This is a genomic window from Raoultella sp. T31, assembly GCF_002806725.1.
GTDB classification, from domain to species: domain Bacteria; phylum Pseudomonadota; class Gammaproteobacteria; order Enterobacterales; family Enterobacteriaceae; genus Klebsiella; species Klebsiella electrica.
This window is the reverse complement of record NZ_PIBO01000009.1, coordinates 93,976-116,867: the sequence shown is the minus strand read 5'-3', so window position 1 is coordinate 116,867 and position 22,892 is coordinate 93,976. Positions and strand designations below refer to the sequence as shown.

Genomic DNA, 22,892 nt, shown 5'->3' with positions numbered 1-22,892 from the left:
AGCCGTTTTAAAGGGGGCGCGAGCCCCCGTTGAGGGTTTAGCGTAGAGACACAGAGAGCTGGTACTGCCAGCGGGTCCCGAGCAGCAGCCACTGCGGCAGCACGCTCGGTGTCCAGGAGTCATCGCCGCCGACGCCCATATGCGCGCCGTCGAGGGTTATCCAGACGCCTTTTTCCGGGGTCATCCGGTGCCAGTGGTCGGTTTTCATCAGTTGCGCGGTGCTGTAGGGCTGAACCGAGAAGTGGAAGTCGCCGGTCACCTGCCAGCGCCCCCAGTCCAGCGCTTTGTTGTCGCAGCGCAGGCCGTTTTCCGTCGGGAAAATATAGGGCGTGCTCATCGCTTCCAGCGGAAGCTGCCAGCGGGCGAAACAGGCGCTGCTCTTGCGGTCAGGATAGTTTTCATGCGGCCCGTAGCCGAGCCAGGAGACCGGAGCATGCTGGTCAGGAACCTGGAAGTGCAGGCCCACGCGCGGCAGCGGCGGCAGCGTCCCGGCCCGCTCGCCGCTCACCGTCAGGTGCAGACGGCCATCGCTGGTAAAGGTCATTCGCCACTGGCTGACGATGACCACTTCGTCGCCGCGCAGATAGTGCCAGCGGCTGTCGACGATGGTCTCATGGGCCAGGCGCTGCGCGGTACACTGGACGCAGCGCACATCGAGAGTATAAAGTCCGGCGCTTTTCCAGCGCTCAACCCAGGCGTTGGGGTCGATACGATCCGTCTCGCTCACGCCGATATCGTTGTCCAGCGGGGCGCGAACGAACTGGTCGCGCAGCGGAGACAGCAGTTGCTCTGCGCCTTCCGCCAGCCAGTGAGTTAACAGGCCGCTCTGACGATCGATAATCCATTGCTGGGATCCCTGACGGACGGTGAAGCGCTCATCATCGATGGTCAGCTCCGGCGCCGGACCGACGGCGGCGGGCGCCGGTAAGGCCAGCGGGGCGGCGAGGGCGAACTGCGCCCAGGCCACGCGGTGCCCGGCGGCAGACCACGGCGTCGCCTGCGGCTGAACAACCTCCAGCGTCAGCCAGACCTCCCTGGCGCCTGGCGGTAAGGTCAGGTGGTCGCACAAGGTAAAATCGCCCTGGCCCTGCGGCGCGAGGTTCAGCGTAAGGCTGCCGCTGGCCACGGTTTCGCCGGCGGACTGCACCTGCCAGTTCAGCACTTCATTATCCGTGGTGCGGAACAGGTATTCGCTCTCGATCGCGATCCGCAGCGGGGAGTGCGCCAGCAGAGCAAACTGGAAATATTGCTGGGCATGTTTTGCTTCAGTCAGCGCAGGATGAGGGCGGCGATCCGGGAATACCAGCCCGTTCATACAGAACTGGCGGTCGTTCGGCTTGTCGCCAAAATCGCCGCCGTAGGCCCAGCCCACGCTGCCGTCATCGAAGGTTTTTTCGATGGCCTGATCCGCCCAGTCCCAGATAAATCCGCCCTGCAGGCGCGGATATTCCCGGAAGGCCTGCCAGTAATCGGCAAAATTACCGAGACTGTTGCCCATTGCGTGAGCGTATTCGCAGAGGATCAGCGGTCGCTGTTCGCCGGGCAGACCAATCCACTTTTTAATGCCCCATTTCGGCACCGCTGGAATCGGCTGATCGCGTTCCACGCGGGCGTACATCGGGCAGATAATATCGGTCGCCGCGCTGTCGGCACCGCCGCCTTCGTACTGGACCGGCCGCGTAGGATCTTCGCGTTTCAGCCAGCGATACATGGCTTCATGGTTGGCGCCGCAGCCGGACTCGTTCCCCAGCGACCAGATAATAATCGACGGATGGTTACGGTGGCTTTGCAACATCCGGGTGATGCGAGCGCTGTAGGCCGGCAGCCAGGCCGGATCGTCGGACAGGCGGTTCATTGGCACCATGCCATGGGTTTCGATGTTCGCCTCATCGACCACGTACAGGCCGTAGCGGTTGCACAGTTCATACCAGCGTGCGGCGTTGGGATAGTGCGAGCAGCGCACGGCGTTAAAGTTATTCTGCTTCATCAGCAGAATGTCCTGCAGCATATCCTCTTCGCTCACCACCTGGCCGCGCTGATGGTGGTGCTCATGGCGGTTCACCCCGCGGATCAGCAGCGGTTTGCCGTTGAGCAGCAGCAGGCCGTTGCGGATTTCCACCCGGCGAAAGCCGATGTCCCAGGCTTCGGCTTCAACCAGCTCTTCGCCGCGCCACAGGGCAACCACGCTACGATAGCAGTGGGGCGTTTCCGCGCTCCATTGCCGCGGTTTTTCCACCGCCAGCGCCAGCGTCGCCCGTTCGGCATAATGGCCCCGTTCATCTACCGGCGCAGAACCTGGCCGCTGGCGCTGGCGGGCAATCAGCTGTTCGCCGTCCCACAGGCTGACTTCAGCCTCCAGCCCGGCCAGCTGTTCGTCGGCGGCAGCGATGGTCAGATTGACCCGCAGTTCGCCATCGCGATACAGCGCATCCAGCAGCGGGGATATCTGCACATCGCTCAGGTGCTGCTGCGGTTTGTTGAGCAGCCACACCGAGCGGAAAATCCCGCTCATGCGCCACATATCCTGATCTTCCAGCCAGCTGCCCGCGCTCCAGCGCATGACCATCACGCACAGTCGGTTTTCGCCCGCCCGCAGGTAGGGGGTGAGATCGAAAGCCGCCGGCAGCCGGCTATCCTGGGAATAACCGACCCACGCGCCGTTGCACCACAGATGAAACGCGGAGTTAACGCCGTCAAAAATAATTTGCGTCAGGCCATCGGTCAGCCAGCTTTGCTCCAGGGTGACGTTGAGCGAGTACAGGCCGGTCGGATTCTCTTCCGGCACCCGCGGCGGCGGCGTATCGATGGGGTAGCGAACGTTGGTATAAACAGGCGCGTCGTAGCCTTCCATCTGCCAGTTAGAGGGCACCGGCGTGCTGCGGCTCGTATCGGGATCGCGCTCGAGCCAGCGGGAATCGACGGCAAACGGGCTGGGGGACCAGGAGAACTGCCACTGCCCGTCAAGCAGGCGGAGGCGGTCGGAAGGGCGGTTGTCCCGGGCGTCGTCGAGGGATCGCCAGCTGGCAAACGAGGGGCGAGCCGCTAAGCGGTTAAGGTGAGTAATGGTCTGATTTTGCCAGTCTTCACGGGCCAGTACGTCCTGAAACGTCAACGAGCGAACCGCGTTTGAGTCATGTTGTTGCATCGGCATACCTGACGGATAAGTGAGAAAAATGTCATTCGCTAGACAATGATGATGTCGTTATCAGGTATTTTTCTTCAGGCCGCAATACTGGCGAAAATGAAACCGACTCACGATCACGAAACTCCAGGAGAAACGCTGATTTTTGTCGTCAATAAGACATAAAATGTTAGCGGGCGACATTTGCCGTCATCAGACCAATTTTGCGCAGACAGGGGGGATTATGCAGCGGCGTTCGGCAACCTTAGACGATGTGGCCCACGAGGCCGGTGTTTCGCAGCAAACGGTTTCCCGGGTGCTGAATCGTCCCGATGTGGTCTCCGCGCGGACCCGCGAGAAAGTGATCCGCGCGATGCAGGCGCTGCATTATGTTCCTGACCGTTCGGCACAGCTGCTGGCGGGAAAAGCGGCGCCTTCAATCGGGCTGATTACGGCGTCGCTGACGCTGCACGCGCCGTCACAAATCGCCTCGGCGGTGAAAAGCCATGCTGGCGCTCATCAGCTGGAGGTATCCATCGCCATGCCGGAACGCAGCGACTACGCTTCACTGCAGACCCGGCTGGATGAGTTCCGTGCTCAGCATATTCGTGGCGCGATTATCAGCCTGCCGCTGGAGAGCAGCATCGCGGAACGACTGGTGAAGGAAAATCCCGATATCGCCTGTCTGTTTCTTGATGTGTCGCCGGAGACGGAGGTCTCCTGCGTGCGCTTTGATCATCGTGACGGCTGCGGCGCCTGCGTGCGCCATCTCTGGGAACTCGGCCATCGCGAGTTTGGCCTGCTGGCTGGCCCGGAAAGCTCGGTCTCCGCCCGGATGCGCCTGGGCAGTTGGCGGGAAACATTGCATCGTCTGGGGGTGAGCCAGGCCGTGACGGTATTTGGCGACTGGAGCGCCGCCAGCGGCTGGCAGAAAACCTTTGAGCTGCTTCATCTGCAGCCGCGGATCAGCGCCATCGTCGTGGCCAATGACCAGATGGCATTAGGGGTACTCAGCGCGCTGGCGCAACTTAACCGCACCGGTCACAGCGCCATCTCGGTCACCGGCTACGACGATACGGCGGACAGTCTTTACTTTCAGCCGCCGCTGACCACCGTGGCGCAGAACTTCGATCTGCTGGGTAAACGCGCGGTGGAACTGCTGACCCAGCAGATGGCGGCGCCGCAGGTGCCTATTTGCGAACTGCTACCCACCCGCCTGGTCGTCCGTCAGTCAACCTGGCCGCGTGAGGGAGAGTCTCACCGCGAGCCGCTGATTGCCGAGCTCAAAGCGCTGGTGGATAAACTCTAAGCGGATTGCGGTTTAACTTTTATTGAAGATAACTATGCTAGCGTACGGTCAGACGTAGAAGGAGATGGACATTGCCTCTGCGTAAAATGCAAAACACAATCTATCCATGCAAGCATTTATTCACCGCCAGCTATCTGGCGGTTTTTTTTGCCGCTATTTCCGCATTTGTCACCGCTATTTTCTTTTATTCTGCATTTTGCGCATTAATTACGCATCCGGAAGAATAAAAGCTCTGTTTTTCATGGGGGTGGTGCGACGGCTCTCGTGGGTTATAGTTTTTAAACCAGCATAAAATGCTACTGAGTAGGGGCGGGGGATCCGGGTTAAAAAAGATCTCCAGCAAGCGCGACATTAACGCCTGATTCGCCAGCGACAGAACGAAAACAAATCCCTTATTCTGCGATGCGGTGATTTCCAGCGGGGGAAAGGTATGCCGTTTGCAGCTAACTCATTGACACGACAGGCAAAGGGAACTGAATAAAAATTGTTCTCATAGACAAAAGTGTGATCGCGATCAATATGCCATACCATGAGTAATATTAAACATAGCTAATGTATTCATTCGAGAAATAATCAGGTGGTAATTAATGGCTATCAAGGATTTTTTTGCACAAACGGAACCCGGGCGCCGACGTTATGGCGTGGCATTAGGGGTTGGGATCGTTGCGGGTCTGATGTCGGCATTTGTGAAGTGGGGGGCTGAAGTTCCGTTACCGCCCCGTACTTTCTCCGGGGGCAGGGATGAATTTAACCCGCCTTATCTTTTTTTACGTGATTACCTTGGGATTGATCCGACTCACACCGTTTATACCTTTTCGGAACACATCATCAATCCGGTGATGGTCACGCATATTATTTTCTCGCTGGTCTTTGCCATTGGCTATTGCCTGGTGGCGGAAGTGTTCCCCAAAGTGAAATTATGGCAAGGGGCATGGGCGGGTATTGTCGCCACCATCGCCGTTCACTGGATCTCTTTCCCTTTATTAGGTCTGACGCCTTCTCTGCTTCATATTCCCGCCGATGAATATATTTCGGAACTGGTCGGGCATATTTTCTGGTTCTGGGCGATAGAGGTTTTCCGTCGCGATCTGCGAAACCGCATTACGCATGAACCTGATGCCGAAGTTCCGCTGAATTCACCGTTCAGATAATAGCGGGAAAAGCGATGTCAGTGACGGGCTCGCTACGGCGGGCCCGTTTTATCTCCTCAGAGGAGGCCCAGGCGCAGTCCTAAATCCTGGGGATAAGGGTTAAAGTAGTTTTGCGTCAGCAGGTAGCTATCCGGGAATTCGGCCAGGTAGTGTTTCAGTAAGGTGATCGGCGCGAGTATCGGCAGTAAACCGGCGCGATAGTTAAGGATTACCTCGCGAAGTTCCCCGCGCTGGCGGCTATTGAGCCGATCGCGGAAGTAACCCTGGATATGCATCAGCACGTTAGTATGGTTTTTCCGCGAAGCGGGTTGCTGCAGAATAGCCATCAGCTTTGCGCGGTAAGCGACAAAGAAGGCATCCCGATCCTCCCACTGGTGAAGGGAGGCAACGAAAGGCCCAATTTCGCGATAGCCTGCCTGATCATGCGCCAGCAGCTGCAGCTTGTACCGGCTATGGAAGTCCAGTAGCGCGCGACGGCTGAGCCCCTGCGCGCGCAGGGTATTTAGCTGGTGTAGCGCGAAGACGCGTTCGACAAAGTTTTCCCGCAGCACCGGGTCGTGCAGGCGGCCATCCTCTTCCACGGGTAGCCACGGGTAGTGCATCAGCAATTTCTGCGTGAAGATCCCCACCCCCTCTTTGCGTCCGCGGTTGCCTTTTTCGTCATACAGCCGTACGCGCTCCATACCGCAACTGGGCGATTTAGCACAGACAACAAAGCCAGAAAGGGCGTCGACGCTGGGGAGAAATGCCGCGGTAAATCCGGCCATTTTCTCCGTTACATCGTCGTGAGGCGTTTGGCTAAAATGCATCTGGATGGTTCCTTCGCGGGTTTGCACCAGACGCAGGGCCGGGCGAGGAACGGGCAGGCCGATAGCCATCTCCGGGCAGACGGGTTGAAAGGTGACCCAATCCGCTAGTTCATCCATCACAAAGCCCATACGTTTATGTCCACCGTCAAATCGTACGGCTGAGCCGGTTAAACATGCGCTGATACCGACCGCGGGTTGCCTGTTCATGCTGCCATCCTCTTATTGCACTCGTTGCAGGAAGAACGGGGTGGACCGGTTGTTGCCGGGCCGCGCGACGTCTTCGCGTACTTAAAACTTACACAATAACTAATATTTGTCCAAGTATTGGTGAAGATATTTATTATTATCTATTTAATTCATCAGGTTATATTCGTCGGTTTTCTCCTGGGCTTTTCCGTCATGCGATGTGGAAAAGCCCCGGAAGTCACTCTTTTTGGCGTGTGTCGCGGGCCGTGTCCGGCGAGATATCGGCGCAGGAGAGGGAGATAACGTCGAGGGTGTTGACCTGCCGCCGCCAGCATGCGATCTGCTCCTGGCGGGCCGCGGTGAGTTTTCCGGAGGTGACCAGCAGCCAGTTTCGTTGCGGAAAAATCTCGGGAGCCAGAGCCGCCGGCGGGAGAGGAAGGAGATCGATGCGATGGCCCTGGCCGGTACGGGCGAGGGCCTCCAGCCAGATTTCGCCAGGGTCGGAGAGATGCCAGCCGGCTATCAGCACGCTATCTCCCGGCGCTTTTTTGTCGCCTTCGAGGCAAAACGAGGTATAGGCGATAATGATCCCATCAAGAATCTCGCGCAGCGTCATCACCGTCGGGAGGCGGGCAGACAGCTTACCACGCAGCGGACGCAACACTTTAGCAACCAGTTCCTGGCGAGGGGACTCGCGGCCTGCATCGTAGATCAACTGGCGCAGGGCGTCGATTTTTCCCTCTTTCAATCGCTGCAGCATACTTTCCTGCAGGCTTGACCAGTGGTTCGTCTGCCTGGCGACGGGGTTATCCAGCAGGGGCTTTATCTGGCTGACGGGAACACCTTTTTGCACCCAGTCGAGAATGTTAAGCGCCTGTTGAACATCATCATCACTGTACAGACGGTGTCCCCCTTCGGTCCGTTGCGGTTTGAGCAGGCCGTATCGACGCTGCCAGGCGCGAAGCGTGGTGGGGTTGATCCCGCAAAGCCGGGCAAATTCACCGATGGAGTAAGACATGAGGGAGACCTGAAAAGAGAGGATAGTCCCAATATACTATGAATTATTCCCGGGTAAATGTTCAATGCCGTACGGGAACGTTGACCCGCGTGGTTTCCCGGTATTCGACAAAAAGTCCCCGAACGTCCTGCTGATTCTGCAGGGCAATAAATTGACCGTTTCCGTGTGGCTTTAAGGTTTCGTTAATTAAGTGCAACGATACTGAGGAAAGCAACGTTGCCGTCAACAAAATGGTTAAATGATGAAAATGAAAGACCAGTTATGTCATGCTCTCCCTCACCGGGACACCCCTTTTTTTCGTGCGCTACATATCAGCGTGGCGCTATTGGTTTTATTCCAGATTATCAACTCTCAACTGACTGAAAGCGAAGCCCTCGGCGATGTTACCCTGACAGGATGGGTGACGTGGCTGCACATTATCTGTGGATTTTCATTGATTGTGTTGGGTATTACGATGCTCATCTGGATGCTAACGCAGCGTGGTTTTGATTACTATTTTGCCTGGCTGAAGCTCGATTTTCGCGGCATCGCTACCGATCTCAAGACGTTCATTTCATTGCGTCTTCCCGAAGCGCATGCCGGGGGAGTGGCGGCATTGATTCAGGGGCTTGGTGTTGTGGCGCTGTTGGGCGTTGCTTTGTGCGGCGGGTTGTGGTTTGTGCTGAATACGGCGTTTGGTCCATCCTCGTCGCTGGCGCATGAGGTCCTGGGCCTGCATAAATTCCTGACCGTATTCATTGAAACTTATTTCTGGGCCCACGGAGCCATGGGATTACTGCATATTTTCCTCAAAGTCCGCAGTCAAAGGAATAACCCGATAATCTCGTGACCGCGATCAAGCGGCTCATTCTGGAACCAGAGCAACGGCGCTTTTGTCAAATACCCTTTTTCCTCGCGCTAAAACCGCCGTCAGGCTTTAACCTGACGGCAATGCGCAAGCCGTGAATCCGCTGCGACACCCCGCTTTAAATCGCCAGTGGCCACTCTTTTTTCAGCAGGGCATAGATGTAGGTATCGTCATATTGTTCTTCGCCGCTGGCGGTCACAAACGAAACAAACTCTTTAAAACAACCTTCCCGACGCATATGCAGGCGTTCACAGAGTCTCTGAGAGTCCTGGTTGTAGTCCTCAACATAGGCATATAAGCGCCGGGCTTCTCTTGCCGTAAACAGGTAGTGAAAAAGCGCGGAAACCGCTTCCGTCGCAAAGCCCTGACCCTCATAGCGCTGATTAAAATGCCAACCCACGGACCAGGTATTGTGGTCCGGTTCTTCGCGGTTATCGGCAAACAAATGCCCAATGAGTTGATCCGTTTCCTTGAGGCATACGGCAAACTGGCTTGCATCGCTGGCTCTTTTCATGACCTCTTCCCTTGCTTGCGCAAGTGAATCGAGCTTTTCATCCTCAAAACAGGGGACGCGCGGTGAAGACAGGTATTCCAGCAGCGGCAGGGCATCTTGTTCCTTAAAGGAACGAATAAAAAGTCGTGAAGTCGTTGCTACGATCATAGAGTGATAAGTCGCCCGGATGGGTTTGGGCCTAAATTAACATTCATCCAGGGATCTCCTCAACTCTTTCGAAAACGCCGACGATGCCCGGTTCATCGTCTGAAGTCGCGATGTGAATGATGCGCCATGGCGGGCGATTTTCGCCGGCGAGGGCCTCTGTTTTTTTCACCCATTCAGTCACACGGGGAATATTCCAAAAATAGGAAAACATGAAATTGTGAAGGGTATTTCTTTGGCATATGTTTAAAGTGTCAACTTAATCTTAAGGAACGATCATCATGTTTAAGCGTCGCACTCTCAAAACTGCACTTGCGGCGGTTATATCTCTTGCTGTCCTTGCGGCACCGGTTTATGCAAACCCAGGAAACGGAAATGGCGGTGGGCATGGCAATGGCAATGGCGGTGGTAACCACGGAAACAGCGGTAATCATGGCAACGGCGGAGACCATAGCAACAAGGGCCAGGGAAATGGGAAGTCCGATGAGGATCATGGCAACCGCAAGAACTATGGAAAACCAGATCACGTCGACTCCGATATCAGCTTCTCGCGGGCGCGCTCCCTGGCCGTAAATTATGGCCTGGTTGGCTATCAGGCGCTCCCTCCCGGTATCGCTAAAAATTTAGTCCGCGGCAAGCCATTGCCTCCGGGGATTGCGAAGAAAACGCTTCCGGCATCCATGATTCATGATTTGCCCTATTATCCTGGATATGAATGGCGTGCGGTTGGCGATGATTTGGTGCTGGTCGCATTAAGTACCGCCATTGTCACAGCTATTATTAATGGTGTTTTTGACTAGTAATACAGCGCTTATTCTGAGGCCCCGAAAATGCGGGGCTTTTTTATGGGCAAAATGCAGGATCAGGCAAGGCTGAAACGCAGTGATGGAATTTTATAAGGCCCTGGATTCTGCCTCCGGAAGAATAATGTATTCTTTCGCCGTTCCGGGCAAAATGGATAATGGCGGATTTCACCTATAATAGTAGTGATGACGGTGATTATATTACGGGGGATGGCGATGATTTATTTACGGAATTCTGTCACAGGAAAAGTTATGACGCAGGAAGAGTGGCAGCAATCCTTAAGCGAGTGGGAGGATGAAGGCGGCTCACCTTCGCCAACAGGCGAGTTCGTTGAGGTTGAGAGAGACAGCAACGGAAGCTGGGTGGAGAAAAAAAATGACGGTGATTTGCCCGACAGCAGTTGAAAACCTCTGTGGCGACTTAACCACGCTTTCCGTCATGCCAGGTGGATAATGGCTGTGATGGGATGCTTGTTTAAGCATGAAAGTTTGGTTGAATATTTCATGCTTAAACAAGATGTTATGGTTAAATAATGGGTTTTAATCAACCGGCGTGGTTCGCGTATTGCTTCCGGGCGGCTGACTTTCCCGCTACCGGATTCATGGCGATGTCCCGGTAACGTCCGTCCTGGCGTAAAACAGCCAGTGTTCAGGGCCGGCGGGTTGGATCCGAGCGAGGAGCGGACATGCATGCTGTCCGCTGGCGGGTCACACTTTATTCTCTTAACCTGGTGTCGTCGTGGTAATTAAACGACGAACGCGGCAGATCAGGATTGCCGTGGCGATGAGAATTTTGCCGCAATCATTTCAGATGTGGGTTGTATTCCCCCCAGACTCCACTGCTCAGGTTCATATTCATCAATCCTCACCCAGACCGAGCGGCGAAATTCAGGATCGCCGCGGCCTTCAATTTCCACGATCAGATCGGTCATGCGACGTAACAGCTCATTTTTTTGCTCCGGACTCATAATTCCTTTAATGGTTTGCACATTGACGAAAGGCATTGTATTCTCCATGATTATCTAGGTCTTAAAATCATACTCAGGTTAAAAGGTAAAACAAGGGATGTCAAAAGATAATTCACTGCCGTATTTGCTGCCTGAGCTGTGCGGGCTCGCGGCAGCCGCAGAACTGCTTGGCGATCAATGGGTTTTGTTGATTCTAAGAGAGGCTTTCTATGGTGTTACTCGCTTTGAAACGATACGTTGCCATACGAAGATAACGAAGCAGACCCTGGCGAACCGGTTAAAAAAAATGACAGACCTCGGCCTGCTTTGCAAAATCCCTTATCAAGAGGAAGGTACACGTGAACGCTACGAGTACGTTCTCACGGCAAAAGGGCGCAGCCTCGCACCGATCCTTTTTTCCCTGATGGCATGGGGGCATAAAAATATACTGCATGATGATCCCCATATTTCTTTAGTTGATAAAGCAAGTGGCGAAGCAGTATACGGAGCATTTGTCTCGGCCAGTGGCGAGGTTGTTGAGGTTAAAAATATTCAGATGGTGGCCTGCAAAAGTTAATTTCACTAAGAAATAATTGATCAACACGCGCTTCAAGCGGCATCAGTACATCCTGATGAACGAACGAGTGGATCCGCAGAGTGATTTAATCAGTGCGTCGCATCCATCGGTTGCAGGCTATTTCATCCCGGCGCAATGCATCGGTAAAAAATCCCCTTGAGCAGGCACACTCAAGGGGAAAATACTTCATGACATGATTGCTGTGTGCGACTTTGCACGATATCCATCATCCAGGAAAAATCCAGGTGTTTCCAGATGTTTCTGGTCCGAACAGTTCCCTGACGACGTTGGTGAGTGCGAGGATGGCTTGTCTGTCCCGGCATAAAAAGGGAGGGTGTCCGTTCCCGACGCTGGTGGAGCAAAATAACCCGCCAGGCTGAAAGCGCGGGCGAAGATATTGGCTGCAGTTGGTGGCGTGAGAAACGCGGGTGTGACGGGGGGGCTTTCAGGACGAGAAGCGGTTCTATGCGGGCGGCTCAATATAAGCGACTGAGCCGCAATAAACTCAAAAAATATTTTCCAGTAACGTAGCTTTCATCGTGGCTTCAAAGGGAATAATTTCCGCTTTAGCAATATTGAATTTTTGGAATGGATCCTGGCTAAGGCGGGCTTCCAGAGATTCAAGGCTGTCACATTTGGCGAGAATAACGCCGCCATTACGCGGAATGCGCCTTCCGGAGGTTAAAAATACACCATCGGAATAACCTTTCTTCAGCCACTCGACATGGTCTGGTAATTGCGAGTCAACGTCTTCTAGCGGTTTTATATAAGTCAGAACAACCACATAAATGATACTCATTTCAAAGTCCTTGTAAAAAGAAAGCCATTGAATGCTAGCACCAGAGAAGGTAAAGAAGAATAACTTCCCGCCATCATCCGGGAAGCCTCGCTTATGTACACTCGCTGATGGACAACATCAAGCGGAGCCGGTGTCGTAAACGCCAGTATTGCAAATTATGCTGCTCAACCGGCGTTGGCGAAGAGGGGATAGGGGATAGCCAGGAAAAAGGGTTGAGCAATCCTGAATTATCCCTCCAGACCAGAGCCGCTTCAGCCCGGAGATGACCAAACCTAAGGCCCAAGGGTACGCAAGGTGCCTGGTGTTACTGAAACCACCCGGCGTAGAAACTTCACATACTGTGTCGCCATCGAATCATGGACAGAAGAATTTTTTTGTTCAAAAAATAGGCTCTTATAATGATGAACAGTGTCAGCGCAATTAATATTTTTGTCATAAAAAAGCAACGAAAACGTTTGCGTAGGACATCCTTGCGATGTCTAATGTTTGCAGCCGTATTAATTGTATGGGTGTTAAAAATTATGAGTGTCGTTGAATTAGGCCTTGGCCTGCTGTGGATTGGCAGTGTAGTTACTATCACTTTAGTAATGGACTATCGATTCAGACGTAAATATCGCTCGCACCTCTAGCCTCCAGTAAAAATTATAAATCAGTATCTTACAACACGTCGTTCAGCGTCGTTTTTGCTTTCCGTCGATATGACAGGGGGGTTCGCGAGAGGCACCTGCATCAGCACCCCTGTCACATCGTCGTAATACAAATGAAAACAAGAGGCCTGAGTGCTTTCCCTGGTCAGAGCACCGTTGCGAGCAAGAGTCGAGTCCCGGCGGTGAACCTGTTTACCGCACCTGTGCTGTGGGCTTGTTGTCCGTTTACTTTTGGTTAACCAATGTCAGGCGAAGGTTGAAGCAATATTTACCTTTTATCGGGTATTTTACAGAAAACGATAAAGGGGTCGTGTTGTGAAAAAAATAGGCGGCGCATTGTTCTTTGTCAGTTGTCTTGCGGCAAGCTCTGCGATGTATTACTACCTTTACACGCAATTTAAAGCCGTTCACGAGCATCCAGAGCAACAGAAAGTCACAGATGAGAACCTGGATAACTGTGCTGGCGTTTTTTATGTGTCTTCTGGCCAGGATAGCTATGTATTACAGCATCCTTAAGGATTTTCTGGCAGATATTCAATTCGTTGCATAACATGAATCCTTAAGAGCCTGTTTTGTATCGCCAAATACAGGTGTCGAAAGTTGGCGGCAACGCGGGCGGCAAAATAAATGTCCGGAGTTAAACGATGTGCGGGGTGCGTAAGGCTGGTCAGCAACGGTTGGTTGCAATCAGGAACGCAGGCTAAACGGCAGAAACCAGGTAACACGATGATCGGGAAGCCAAAAGCGGAACGCCCCCTGGTGCAGTCAGCAGCAGGGGGCGGTTACGGGTGGGGATTATCGTCGTTCATCAGTCATCCCATTTGTGGCTTAGATACGCGGCAAGAAAACCAAAGAACAGAATTGTTCCCAGTACTGCCATGAATACATGCATATTTCCCAGCATGATTAACCTCCATTATTGATGAGTGTGCGCTAAGCGATCCTTATTAAACATAGTGTACGGTTGTTGCATAAAGAATAACCTGGTCAACTTAAACAAATAATTAACAAGAAAAACCTTTTCCGCGTGAAATCAAGCGTGCGGTGAATGATGAGCCTGTTACGATTTTACAACCGCAGCGGCAGAAAACTTCTTCCGGTATGCCGACGGGCTGATAGCGAACTGCTGACGAAAATGGTGACGCAGAGTACCGGCGTCGGCGAACCCGCTAAGTTCGGCGATTTTATCGATGCTGATGCGGCTATGGGTCAGATGCTGCTGCGCGCGCTGCAACCGCTCATCCAGCAACCAGCGGGCAGGGGTTTTGCCGGTCGCCGCCTGAAAACGGCGTAAAAACGTGCGGGGACTCATTCCCGCCTGCCGGGCCAGCGACGCCACGGTATGGCTGGCGGCGAGATGCTGATGCAGATAATCAAACACCAGCCCCAGGCGCTGGCTTTCCCGCGCCTGGGCGACGGGGCGGACCACTTGCTGCGCCTGCGCGCCGTCGCGGTGCGGAGAGACAACCAGCCGCCTGGCCACGGTATTGGCGGCGTCAATGCCGTAATCCTCGCGCACGAGGTGCAGACACAGGTCGATGCCAGCGGCGCTGCCCGCGGAGGTCATGATGCCGTCAGAACCCACGTACAGCACATCGGCGACCACGTCGATCGACGGGAAGCGCTGGCGCAGAGTTTCCGTATATCGCCAGTGCGTTGTCGCCCTGCGGCCATTGAGCAACCCGGCCGCCGCGAGGACAAAGACGCCGGAGCAGATTGAGATAATCCGGCAACCGCGGGCATGGGCGGCGGCTAAGGCATCGCACAGCGCCGCCGGGACCGGCGCATCGATCCCGCGCCAGCCGGGGACCACGATAGTCTGCGCATCGTGAAGCAAATTCATCCCGCCGTCGGTCATCAGGCGGATACCGCCGGTAGCCCGCAGCTCACCGTCATCGACGGCGGCGACCGCGAACTGGTACCAGCGCTCGCCCATCTCCGGGCGAGGAAGACCAAAGATCTCCACCGCGATCCCAAACTCAAAGGTGCACAGGCCATCATAGGCCAGCACAACCACCCGGTGGCGCGATAAGGTCAGGGGAGGATTTGTCAGGATTTCAACGTTTTCTGTCATGGTTGCCGGCAGAGGTTCGGTGGGGGGATTCATTAAATTAGTGGTACCACAGACAAGGAGAATACGCCATGAGTGTTGTAACCGCTTTCCCCCCAGCCACCTCCGCCGACGCTGCCGCCTGGTTCCGGCATAAACTGAGCTTCGAAACCGACTGCGCGGATGTTTACAGCGCCATGCGCGGCGGGGCGGGCGATTTTGTCCTGCTGCACGTCGTCGGCAGCGCGGAGACCTTTGCCCGGCGGCATCTGCCCGGGGCGCTGCATTTGCCGCATCGCCTGATCGATAGCGCCCGAATGAGCGCGTGGCCAACTGAGACGCTGTTCGTCGTCTATTGCGCCGGCCCACACTGCAACGGCGCGGATATTGCCGCTCTCAAGCTGGCTGAACTCGGGCGTCCGGTCAAAATGATGCTCGGCGGCCTCACCGGCTGGCAGGACGAGGGGCTGCCTTTCGCCGACTGACTTTAGCGGCCGGTTTCCTGCCGGCAACCGGCTGCAAAATGAATTTATTTCATGTCTGATGAAATTTTCTCGTTTGCCGCTGACGGCAGTGCATGACAGTATCTGGACGTATAGCCATCCAGAAGTCTAAAATTCAAATAATGAACTATCACGGCAGGCAACTAATTGTGCTTACCGCTAAGGAGACACCATGCAACGTCAACAGGCCCCGTTCCGCGCAGATATCGTCGGCAGTTTTTTACGTCCGGATGCAATAAAAGTCGCGCGTCAGCAGCTTGCCGAAGGCGCCATAGATGCGCAGCAATTGCGCCAGATTGAAAATGATGCCATTCGCCAGTTGGTTCAGCAGCAGTGCGATTGCGGGCTGCACGTGGTGACCGATGGCGAATTTCGCCGCGCATGGTGGCACTTCGATTTCTTCGATGGGTTAGAAGGCGTTGAACGCTACGATGCTGACAAAGGGATCCAGTTCAACGGCGTGCAGACCAAAGCCCACGGCGTTCGGGTCATCGGCAAACTGGCGTTTGGCGATCATCCGATGCTGGAAGATTTTCGTTATCTGAAAAGCGTCAGCGGCGAAGCGCAGCCGAAGATGACCATTCCAAGCCCAAGCGTGCTCCATTTCCGCGGCGGGCGTAAAGATATCGACGCCACGGTTTACCCGGACCTCGCCGACTACTTCGACGATCTGGCGACCACCTGGCGCGATGCCATCCGCGCCTTCTATGATGCCGGTTGCCGCTATCTGCAGCTTGACGATACCGTCTGGGCCTATCTGTGCTCCGATGAACAGCGTCAGCAGGTACGCGATCGCGGCGAGGACCCGGATGAACTGGCGCGTATTTATGCCCGCGTTCTGAACCAGGCTCTGGAAGGCAAACCGGACGATTTGACCATCGGCCTGCACGTATGTCGCGGTAACTTCCGTTCCACCTGGATTTCCGAAGGCGGCTATGAGCCGGTCGCTGAGGTGCTGTTTGGCGGCGTCAACGTCGATGCGTTCTTCCTTGAGTACGATAATGACCGCTCCGGCGATTTCGCCCCGCTGCGCTTTATCCGTCCGGGCAAGCAGCAGGTGGTGCTGGGATTAATCACCACCAAAAACGGCGAGCTGGAAAACCCGCAAGGAGTAAAAGCCCGTCTGCAGGAGGCTGCGCAGTATGTCGCGTTGCAGCAGATTTGCCTCAGCCCGCAGTGTGGCTTCGCCTCAACCGAAGAGGGGAACGCGCTGACGGAAGCCCAGCAGTGGGATAAAGTCCGCCTGGTCACCGGGATCGCCGCTCAGGTCTGGTAACCGCCCTTCATCGCGCAGCGTTGCACCGTTTTGAGGCAACGCTGCCGGTCCGTTTTACGCCCGCCGCGCCGCAGCGCGCTTTCCCGCCGCCAGATAACCTGGCACCGTTTTTGCCTTATCACTTCCGGCTAGTCGTTTATTCATTTTCGTTTTTGCGATTTTCAGGAGTGAATCATGCAGCGTCGAACATTATTAAAAGCTTTTGCACTCTCCGCCTCTACCGTTCTCATGGGCTACTCTTTCCAGGTTTATGCCGCCGACACGATTAAAGTCGGGATTATGCATTCGCTCTCCGGGACCATGGCGATTTCCGAAACGCCGTTGAAAGACGTGGCGCTGATGGCGATTGACGACATTAACGCCAAAGGCGGCGTGCTGGGGAAAAAGCTCGAGCCGGTGGTGGTCGATCCCGCCTCAAACTGGCCGCTGTTCGCGGAAAAAGCCCGCCAGCTGCTGACCCAGGACAAAGTGGCGGCGGTCTTTGGCTGCTGGACATCGGTGTCGCGCAAATCGGTGCTGCCGGTTTTTGAAGAGCTCAACGGTCTGCTGTTCTATCCGGTGCAGTACGAAGGCGAAGAGATGTCGCCAAACGTCTTCTATACCGGCGCAGCGCCGAATCAGCAGGCGATCCCGGCGGTGGAATATCTGCTGAGCGAAGATGGCGGCGGGGCGAAACGCTTCTTCCTGCTGGGCACCGATTACGTCTACCCGCGTACCACCAACAAAATCCTGCGCGCCTTCCTGCATGCAAAAGGGATCCAGGATAAAGACATCGAAGAGGTCTATACCCCGTTCGGTTACAGCGATTACCAGACTATCGTCGCCAATATCAAGAAATTCTCCGCCGGCGGCAAAACGGCGGTGGTGTCGACCATCAACGGCGACTCCAACGTCCCGTTTTATAAAGAGCTGGCAAACCAGGGTCTGAAAGCGACCGATGTGCCGGTGGTGGCCTTCTCGGTGGGCGAAGAGGAGCTGCGCGGGATTGATACCAAACCGCTGGTGGGGAACCTGGCGGCGTGGAACTACTTTGAGTCGCTTGATAACCCGACCAACAAACAGTTTGTGGCGGATTACCGCGCCTATGCCAAAGCCCACAAGCTGCCAAACGCCGATACCGTGGTGACTAACGATCCGATGGAAGCCACTTGGGTTGGGCTGCACATGTGGGCCCAGGCGGTCACCAAAGCGGGGACCACCAATGTCGATAAGGTACGGGCAGCGATGGCTGGCCAGACCTTCAACGCGCCATCAGGCTTTACTCTGACCATGGATGCGACCAATCACCATCTGCACAAACCGGTGATGATTGGCGAAATCGAAAGCAACGGTCAGTTCAATGTCGTCTGGCAGACCGATAAGCCGGTACGCGCTCAGCCGTGGAGCCCGTGGATCGCTGGCAACGATAAGAAACCCGATCATCCGGTAAAAACCGCCGCGAATTAAGCGCCTCTCACGCGGGCGCGAACGCTTTGCCGGGGCGACATCTGTAGCCCCGGTCAGCGCCAGCGCCGCCGGGGATGTCCCGGGCTCCCGCGCTACCCTCGTTAGCGTTAACGGGGAAATGACCCAAGGAGATACTCATGAGCACATGGCGCATAGTGGGGTATTACCTCGCGCTACTGGTGATGATCGCGCCGTGGCAGGCGCAGGCAGCGGATGCGGATGATTTTGTGGCGGCCAACCGCACCCAGCAGGCGCGCCTGCTGGAACAGTGGGCCGCCGCGCCGGACGCACAGCGGCTGCCGCTGCTGCGGGCGTTGAAAGCGGAAACCCTGGTGGCGGACGAGAGCGGCCACGCCTTCAGCCAGCAGCAGGCGCTGGGGGCTGCGCCCGCGCCACAAGGGGCGATAAAACCGGTTCGCCTCACCAATCGCCTGCGTAACCTGGTCGCCGGGGCGCTGGCTACGCATCTACTGGTCAGTGACAGTGTCACGGAAAGGGCCGCTGCCGCCAGAACGTTGCAGCGGGAAGCGACGGCGGAAATGGCCGGGCTGTTGCAACAACGGCTGGCGGTTGAAACTGATGAAGGCGTTAAAGCGCAGTTGGAAATTGCGCTGGCCCGTTTGCAGCTTGCCAGCCCCGACAGCGCCAGTCGGCTGGCCGCCGTTGAACGGCTCGGCCACTCCGTGGATCCGGATACCCAGGCCCTGCTGATTCCGTATACCGATCTGCAACATGAGCCGGACGCTCGCGTGCGCGATGCGGCGGCAAACAGCCTGAGCCAGATTAAACAGCGTCTGCTGCTCGGCGATATTCTCGGCCAGGCGTTTATGGGGCTGTCGCTGGGGTCGGTTTTGCTGCTGGCGGCGCTGGGGCTGGCCATCACCTACGGGCTGCTGGGCGTCATCAATATGGCGCATGGCGAGATGCTGATGATTGGCGCCTACAGTTGCTGGCTGGTGCAGCAGGCGCTGGCTCAACTGGCGCCGCAGTGGCTGGCTTTTTATCCTCTGATCGCGCTGCCGGTCGCCTTCCTGATAACCGGCGGCATCGGCATGGCGCTGGAACGTACCATCATTCGTCATCTCTATGGTCGCCCGCTGGAGACGCTGCTGGCCACCTGGGGGATTAGCCTGATGCTGATCCAACTGGTACGCATGCTGTTCGGCGCCCAGAACCTGGAAGTGGCCAACCCGGCCTGGCTCTCCGGCGGCTTGCAGGTTCTGCCGAACCTGATCCTGCCGTGGAACCGCCTGGCGGTGCTCGGCTTTGTGCTGCTGGTGCTGTTCTTCACCTGGTTAATTCTCAATAAAACGCGCTTAGGCATGAACGTGCGGGCAGTGACCCAAAACCGGGCGATGGCCGCCTGCTGCGGTGTGCCGACCGGGCGAGTGGATATGCTGGCGTTTGGTCTCGGTTCGGGTATCGCCGGACTGGGGGGCGTGGCGCTGTCGCAACTGGGTAACGTCGGCCCGGAGCTGGGTCAGGGCTATATCATCGATTCATTCCTGGTGGTGGTGCTTGGCGGCGTCGGCCAGCTGGCGGGAAGCGTGGTGGCGGCTTTTGGCCTGGGGATCTTCAACAAAATCCTCGAACCGCAGCTCGGGGCGGTGCTGGGTAAGATCCTGATTCTGGTGCTGATCATTCTGTTTATTCAGAAACGTCCGCAGGGGCTGTTTGCCTTGAAAGGGAGGGTAATTGACTGATGAGCCAACCTATTACTTTAACGCTGGCGCGCAAAGCGCCGCGACCGCTGCAGTGGCTCGGCGGATTGCTGGTGCTGGGGCTACTGAGCATGCCCTTTTTAGCACTGCTGCCGCAGTCGCATCCGCTGGCGGTCTCCACCTGGCTGCTGACCCTGACCGGTAAAATCCTCTGTTACGCCATTGTCGCCGTGGCGCTGGATCTGGTCTGGGGCTACGCCGGTATGCTGTCGTTGGGCCACGGCATCTTTTTCGCCCTCGGCGGCTATGCGATGGGCATGTATCTGATGCGTCAGGCGGCGGGCGACGGCCTGCCGGCGTTCATGTCTTTTCTGTCATGGAGCGAGCTGCCGTGGTTCTGGTGGGGCACTCAGCATTTTGCCTGGGCGATGCTGCTGGTGGTGCTGGTTCCGGGCCTGCTGGCGCTGGTCTTCGGCTGGTTTGCTTTCCGCTCTAAAATTAAAGGTGTCTACTTCTCAATCATGACCCAGGCGTTGACCTACGCCGGCATGCTGCTTTTTTTCCGCAACGAGACCGGTTTTGGCGGCAACAACGGTTTTACCGGATTCACCACGCTGCTGGGTTATTCCGTGACCGCGACCAGCACGCGGGCCGCGCTGTTTATGGTCACGGTTTTACTGCTGCTGCTGACCTTAGGAATCGGCTATCTGCTGGCGCAGAGCAAATTCGGCCGGATCCTGACGGCGGTGCGTGATGCGGAAAACCGGCTGATGTTCTGCGGATACGATCCGCGCGGATTTAAGCTGCTGGTATGGACGCTCTCGGCGGTGTTGTGTGGCCTGGCGGGCGCACTGTACGTGCCTCAGGTGGGGATTATTAACCCCAGCGAAATGTCACCGACCAACTCTATTGAAGCGGCTATTTGGGTCGCGCTTGGCGGGCGCGGCACCTTAATTGGCCCGGTACTTGGCGCCGGGCTGGTGAACGGCGCGAAAAGCCTGTTCACCGTCACTATGCCGGAATACTGGCAACTGTTTCTTGGCCTGATATTTATCATCGTGACCCTGTTTTTACCTCGCGGGGTGATTGGCCTGCTACGTAAAGGAGATCGCTGATGCAGCCGGATGAAGGCCTTTTTACCCGCCAGCAGCCCACGGACCGCTTTCGCGAGCAGACCGACCCGGTGCTTGAGCTGGAGAACATCAACGTCAATTTTGATGGTTTTCAGGCGCTGACGGATCTCTCGCTGCAGATTGGCGTGGGCGAACTGCGCTGCATTATCGGGCCGAACGGCGCCGGAAAAACGACGCTGATGGATGTGATTACCGGCAAAACCCGGCCACAAAGCGGCAGGGCGCGGTATGACCAGTCGATCGACCTGCTCGGACTTGACCCTATCGCTATCGCCCGCCAGGGGATCGGCCGTAAGTTTCAGAAACCGACGGTATTTGAGGCGCTGACCGTCGCCGAAAACCTTGAGCTGGCGCTGAAAGGCGATAAGTCGGTCTGGGCCAGCCTGCGGGCGCGGCTGAACGGCGAGCAGGAGGACCGCATCAGCGACATTCTGCGCCTGCTGCGTCTTGATGGCGAACGCGCGCGTCCGGCGGGGCTGCTTTCGCACGGACAAAAACAGTTTCTCGAGATTGGCATGCTGCTGGTCCAGGAGCCGCATCTGTTGCTGCTGGATGAGCCCGCCGCCGGAATGACCGATGCTGAAACCGAGTACACCGCCGAGCTGTTTCGTACCCTCGCCGGGCAACATTCCCTGATGGTGGTGGAGCACGATATGGGGTTTGTCGAAACTATCGCTGACCGGGTCACGGTATTGCATCAGGGCCAGGTGCTGGCGGAGGGCTCGCTGCGCGAGGTGCAGGCGAATGAGCAGGTGATTGAAGTGTATCTCGGTCGTTAAGGAGAGCGAATGCTACAGGTTAACCAGTTACATCAATATTATGGCGGCAGCCACATTCTGCGCGGGGTCGACTTTGCGGCCCGGCAAGGTGAGGTTACCTGTCTGCTGGGGCGCAATGGCGTGGGTAAAACCACCTTACTGAAGTGTCTGATGGGGCTTATCCCGGCGCGCAGCGGCGAAGTCATCTGGCAGGACAAACCGATTACCCAGCGTAAACCGCACCAGCGGGTGCTGGCTGGCATCGCCTATGTGCCGCAGGGACGTGAAATCTTTCCTCGCCTGACGGTGGAAGAGAACCTGCTGATGGGGCTGTCGCGATTCCCGGCCAGGGACGCCGGGCAGGTACCGGAGGAGATTTATCAGCTGTTTCCGGTGCTGAAAACCATGAAACAGCGGCGCGGCGGCGATCTCTCCGGCGGTCAGCAGCAGCAGCTGGCGATTGGTCGCGCGCTGGCCAGTCGGCCGCAACTGCTGATCCTCGACGAGCCGACGGAAGGTATCCAGCCATCGGTCATCAAAGAGATTGGCGAAGTGATCCGCCAGCTGGCTAACCGTGGCGATATGGCTATTCTGCTGGTCGAGCAGTTCTATGACTTTGCCGCGGCGCTGGCCGATCGCTATCTGGTGATGTCGCGGGGAACGATTATTCAGCAGGGTAACGGGGCGGAGATGGAAGCCGAAGGGGTGCGCGGCATGGTGACAATTTAACGCGCTGCGTTTCTCAGGGCTTTGCCGTCTTGCGGCAAGGCCCGAGCGCCAGTGACTGGCTTCGTCCCATAATGAACAGACCTCTGTTCGTCTTTTATTCTGCAATAAGAATAAAATCCAGCATATTTCATTGTCAGTCGTTCAGTCTGCTTATCTATCTGCTATTTATCAGCCGACGCCGCTAATGACGGCGCTGTTATTGCGCCGCGTTTGGGGTTAATTGCAGCGATCTGGACACTAATTCCCGGGTGTAAATTTAGGACTTTTCCTTATTTTAATTATTTGTTATTTATATGTGTGGTCGGCATCGATATCCGCCATATATTGTAAGCGATAAAACACTTCTTCATTGGCTCAAAGGCAGTTTAAGCTGCGAATTTAATGGCGAAACCAGCGCTAAATACTAAATGTTGATTTTTATCGAATGTAATGGTTGTTGAGTTGTTTTTTTATTATGAAATAGC

General features: G+C 55.9%; 22 protein-coding genes. 14 read left to right on the top strand and 8 right to left on the bottom strand.

Annotated features, from left to right (window positions below):
• Positions 1-37: 37 nt before the first annotated feature.
• Entirely contained in the window at positions 38-3,145 is a 3,108-nt protein-coding gene (locus tag CWM52_RS09150) for a beta-galactosidase (protein WP_100683808.1), read from the bottom strand.
• A gap of 220 nt (positions 3,146-3,365) precedes the next feature.
• On the opposite strand from CWM52_RS09150, the gene CWM52_RS09145 reads away from it, so the two are divergent.
• Together CWM52_RS09145 and CWM52_RS09140 are read left to right on the top strand one after the other, a co-directional pair.
• On the top strand, positions 3,366-4,430 hold the full coding sequence (locus CWM52_RS09145; protein WP_100683840.1) for a LacI family DNA-binding transcriptional regulator: 1,065 nt from the start codon (positions 3,366-3,368) through the stop codon (positions 4,428-4,430).
• A 587-nt stretch (positions 4,431-5,017) separates the two neighbouring features.
• Positions 5,018-5,581: a YagU family protein gene (locus CWM52_RS09140; RefSeq protein WP_100683807.1), complete on the top strand. Its 564-nt coding sequence runs from the start codon at positions 5,018-5,020 to the stop codon at positions 5,579-5,581.
• 56 nt (positions 5,582-5,637) lie between these two features.
• On the opposite strand, the gene CWM52_RS09135 is transcribed toward CWM52_RS09140, so the two are convergent.
• Together CWM52_RS09135 and CWM52_RS09130 are read right to left on the bottom strand one after the other, a co-directional pair.
• Positions 5,638-6,597 (bottom strand): YbgA family protein, encoded by a 960-nt coding sequence (locus CWM52_RS09135; RefSeq protein WP_100683806.1) that lies wholly within the window; start codon positions 6,595-6,597, stop codon positions 5,638-5,640.
• A 217-nt stretch (positions 6,598-6,814) separates the two neighbouring features.
• Complete coding sequence (locus CWM52_RS09130; protein ID WP_100683805.1) at positions 6,815-7,594, bottom strand: MerR family transcriptional regulator; 780 nt, start codon at positions 7,592-7,594, stop codon at positions 6,815-6,817.
• A 247-nt stretch (positions 7,595-7,841) separates the two neighbouring features.
• Here CWM52_RS09130 and CWM52_RS09125 point away from each other — a divergent pair, with 247 nt between their 5' ends.
• Entirely contained in the window at positions 7,842-8,423 is a 582-nt protein-coding gene (locus CWM52_RS09125) for a cytochrome b/b6 domain-containing protein (RefSeq protein ID WP_100683839.1), read from the top strand.
• A 136-nt stretch (positions 8,424-8,559) separates the two neighbouring features.
• Here CWM52_RS09125 and CWM52_RS09120 read toward each other — a convergent pair whose 3' ends face one another.
• Positions 8,560-9,102 (bottom strand): GNAT family N-acetyltransferase, encoded by a 543-nt coding sequence (locus tag CWM52_RS09120; protein ID WP_100683804.1) that lies wholly within the window; start codon positions 9,100-9,102, stop codon positions 8,560-8,562.
• A 278-nt stretch (positions 9,103-9,380) separates the two neighbouring features.
• Between CWM52_RS09120 and CWM52_RS09115 the strand changes: the two genes are divergently transcribed.
• Positions 9,381-9,899: an anti-virulence regulator CigR family protein gene (locus CWM52_RS09115; RefSeq protein ID WP_100683803.1), complete on the top strand. Its 519-nt coding sequence runs from the start codon at positions 9,381-9,383 to the stop codon at positions 9,897-9,899.
• Between the two features lie 255 nt (positions 9,900-10,154).
• Positions 10,155-10,307 carry a hypothetical protein gene (locus CWM52_RS26290; RefSeq protein WP_165785363.1) on the top strand — a complete coding sequence of 51 codons (153 nt, stop codon included), beginning with the start codon at positions 10,155-10,157 and terminating at the stop codon, positions 10,305-10,307.
• Between the two features lie 362 nt (positions 10,308-10,669).
• Here the strand turns inward: CWM52_RS26290 and CWM52_RS09110 are convergent, their stop codons facing one another.
• Entirely contained in the window at positions 10,670-10,906 is a 237-nt protein-coding gene (locus CWM52_RS09110) for a tautomerase family protein (RefSeq protein ID WP_100683802.1), read from the bottom strand.
• Between the two features lie 61 nt (positions 10,907-10,967).
• Between CWM52_RS09110 and CWM52_RS09105 the strand changes: the two genes are divergently transcribed.
• Positions 10,968-11,426 carry a winged helix-turn-helix transcriptional regulator gene (locus tag CWM52_RS09105; protein WP_100683801.1) on the top strand — a complete coding sequence of 153 codons (459 nt, stop codon included), beginning with the start codon at positions 10,968-10,970 and terminating at the stop codon, positions 11,424-11,426.
• A 505-nt stretch (positions 11,427-11,931) separates the two neighbouring features.
• Here the strand turns inward: CWM52_RS09105 and CWM52_RS09100 are convergent.
• Positions 11,932-12,225: a YciI family protein gene (locus CWM52_RS09100; RefSeq protein WP_100683800.1), complete on the bottom strand. Its 294-nt coding sequence runs from the start codon at positions 12,223-12,225 to the stop codon at positions 11,932-11,934.
• Between the two features lie 962 nt (positions 12,226-13,187).
• Here CWM52_RS09100 and CWM52_RS26100 point away from each other — a divergent pair.
• Complete coding sequence (locus CWM52_RS26100; RefSeq protein WP_133121736.1) at positions 13,188-13,388, top strand: hypothetical protein; 201 nt, start codon at positions 13,188-13,190, stop codon at positions 13,386-13,388.
• Positions 13,389-13,680: 292 nt separating this feature from the next.
• Here CWM52_RS26100 and mgtS read toward each other — a convergent pair whose 3' ends face one another.
• Both mgtS and ftrA read right to left on the bottom strand, forming a co-directional pair.
• Positions 13,681-13,776, bottom strand: a complete 96-nt coding sequence (gene mgtS, locus CWM52_RS09095; protein ID WP_004102377.1) for a protein MgtS — start codon at positions 13,774-13,776, stop codon at positions 13,681-13,683.
• 156 nt (positions 13,777-13,932) lie between these two features.
• Positions 13,933-14,946 carry a transcriptional regulator FtrA gene (gene ftrA / locus CWM52_RS09090; RefSeq protein ID WP_100683799.1) on the bottom strand — a complete coding sequence of 338 codons (1,014 nt, stop codon included), beginning with the start codon at positions 14,944-14,946 and terminating at the stop codon, positions 13,933-13,935.
• 68 nt (positions 14,947-15,014) lie between these two features.
• Between ftrA and CWM52_RS09085 the strand changes: the two genes are divergently transcribed.
• From CWM52_RS09085 to urtE, 7 genes are all read left to right on the top strand, one after another.
• On the top strand, positions 15,015-15,407 hold the full coding sequence (locus CWM52_RS09085) for a rhodanese-like domain-containing protein (protein ID WP_100683798.1): 393 nt from the start codon (positions 15,015-15,017) through the stop codon (positions 15,405-15,407).
• A gap of 190 nt (positions 15,408-15,597) precedes the next feature.
• Positions 15,598-16,701, top strand: a complete 1,104-nt coding sequence (locus CWM52_RS09080) for a cobalamin-independent methionine synthase II family protein (protein WP_100683797.1) — start codon at positions 15,598-15,600, stop codon at positions 16,699-16,701.
• 174 nt (positions 16,702-16,875) lie between these two features.
• Positions 16,876-18,147 carry an urea ABC transporter substrate-binding protein gene (gene urtA / locus CWM52_RS09075; RefSeq protein ID WP_100683796.1) on the top strand — a complete coding sequence of 424 codons (1,272 nt, stop codon included), beginning with the start codon at positions 16,876-16,878 and terminating at the stop codon, positions 18,145-18,147.
• A gap of 137 nt (positions 18,148-18,284) precedes the next feature.
• Positions 18,285-19,850 (top strand): urea ABC transporter permease subunit UrtB, encoded by a 1,566-nt coding sequence (gene urtB / locus CWM52_RS09070; RefSeq protein WP_100683795.1) that lies wholly within the window; start codon positions 18,285-18,287, stop codon positions 19,848-19,850.
• Entirely contained in the window at positions 19,850-20,923 is a 1,074-nt protein-coding gene (gene urtC / locus CWM52_RS09065) for an urea ABC transporter permease subunit UrtC (RefSeq protein ID WP_100683794.1), read from the top strand. Before urtB ends, urtC begins: the two co-directional genes overlap by 1 nt.
• Complete coding sequence (gene urtD, locus CWM52_RS09060; protein WP_100683793.1) at positions 20,923-21,720, top strand: urea ABC transporter ATP-binding protein UrtD; 798 nt, start codon at positions 20,923-20,925, stop codon at positions 21,718-21,720. Before urtC ends, urtD begins: the two co-directional genes overlap by 1 nt.
• A 9-nt stretch (positions 21,721-21,729) precedes the next feature.
• Positions 21,730-22,428, top strand: coding sequence for an urea ABC transporter ATP-binding subunit UrtE (gene urtE / locus CWM52_RS09055; protein ID WP_100683792.1), 699 nt, complete (start codon positions 21,730-21,732; stop codon positions 22,426-22,428).
• The last annotated feature ends 464 nt before the right edge of the window (positions 22,429-22,892 follow it).

What these genes read in the sequence shown, in the direction of transcription:
- CWM52_RS09110 (WP_100683802.1), bottom strand. Translation starts at nt 10,906, where the DNA reads ATGCCTTTCGTCAATGTGCAAACCATTAAAGGAATTATGAGTCCGGAG.
- CWM52_RS09135 (WP_100683806.1), bottom strand. Translation starts at nt 6,597, where the DNA reads ATGAACAGGCAACCCGCGGTCGGTATCAGCGCATGTTTAACCGGCTCA.
- urtD (WP_100683793.1), top strand. Translation starts at nt 20,923, where the DNA reads ATGCAGCCGGATGAAGGCCTTTTTACCCGCCAGCAGCCCACGGACCGC.
- CWM52_RS09140 (WP_100683807.1), top strand. Translation starts at nt 5,018, where the DNA reads ATGGCTATCAAGGATTTTTTTGCACAAACGGAACCCGGGCGCCGACGT.
- CWM52_RS09120 (WP_100683804.1), bottom strand. Translation starts at nt 9,102, where the DNA reads ATGATCGTAGCAACGACTTCACGACTTTTTATTCGTTCCTTTAAGGAA.
- CWM52_RS09080 (WP_100683797.1), top strand. Translation starts at nt 15,598, where the DNA reads ATGCAACGTCAACAGGCCCCGTTCCGCGCAGATATCGTCGGCAGTTTT.
- CWM52_RS09150 (WP_100683808.1), bottom strand. Translation starts at nt 3,145, where the DNA reads ATGCAACAACATGACTCAAACGCGGTTCGCTCGTTGACGTTTCAGGAC.
- urtC (WP_100683794.1), top strand. Translation starts at nt 19,850, where the DNA reads ATGAGCCAACCTATTACTTTAACGCTGGCGCGCAAAGCGCCGCGACCG.
- CWM52_RS09115 (WP_100683803.1), top strand. Translation starts at nt 9,381, where the DNA reads ATGTTTAAGCGTCGCACTCTCAAAACTGCACTTGCGGCGGTTATATCT.
- mgtS (WP_004102377.1), bottom strand. Translation starts at nt 13,776, where the DNA reads ATGCTGGGAAATATGCATGTATTCATGGCAGTACTGGGAACAATTCTG.
- CWM52_RS09085 (WP_100683798.1), top strand. Translation starts at nt 15,015, where the DNA reads ATGAGTGTTGTAACCGCTTTCCCCCCAGCCACCTCCGCCGACGCTGCC.
- urtE (WP_100683792.1), top strand. Translation starts at nt 21,730, where the DNA reads ATGCTACAGGTTAACCAGTTACATCAATATTATGGCGGCAGCCACATT.
- ftrA (WP_100683799.1), bottom strand. Translation starts at nt 14,946, where the DNA reads ATGACAGAAAACGTTGAAATCCTGACAAATCCTCCCCTGACCTTATCG.
- CWM52_RS26290 (WP_165785363.1), top strand. Translation starts at nt 10,155, where the DNA reads ATGACGCAGGAAGAGTGGCAGCAATCCTTAAGCGAGTGGGAGGATGAA.
- CWM52_RS09130 (WP_100683805.1), bottom strand. Translation starts at nt 7,594, where the DNA reads ATGTCTTACTCCATCGGTGAATTTGCCCGGCTTTGCGGGATCAACCCC.
- urtB (WP_100683795.1), top strand. Translation starts at nt 18,285, where the DNA reads ATGAGCACATGGCGCATAGTGGGGTATTACCTCGCGCTACTGGTGATG.
- CWM52_RS09100 (WP_100683800.1), bottom strand. Translation starts at nt 12,225, where the DNA reads ATGAGTATCATTTATGTGGTTGTTCTGACTTATATAAAACCGCTAGAA.
- CWM52_RS09145 (WP_100683840.1), top strand. Translation starts at nt 3,366, where the DNA reads ATGCAGCGGCGTTCGGCAACCTTAGACGATGTGGCCCACGAGGCCGGT.
- CWM52_RS09125 (WP_100683839.1), top strand. Translation starts at nt 7,842, where the DNA reads ATGAAAGACCAGTTATGTCATGCTCTCCCTCACCGGGACACCCCTTTT.
- urtA (WP_100683796.1), top strand. Translation starts at nt 16,876, where the DNA reads ATGCAGCGTCGAACATTATTAAAAGCTTTTGCACTCTCCGCCTCTACC.
- CWM52_RS09105 (WP_100683801.1), top strand. Translation starts at nt 10,968, where the DNA reads ATGTCAAAAGATAATTCACTGCCGTATTTGCTGCCTGAGCTGTGCGGG.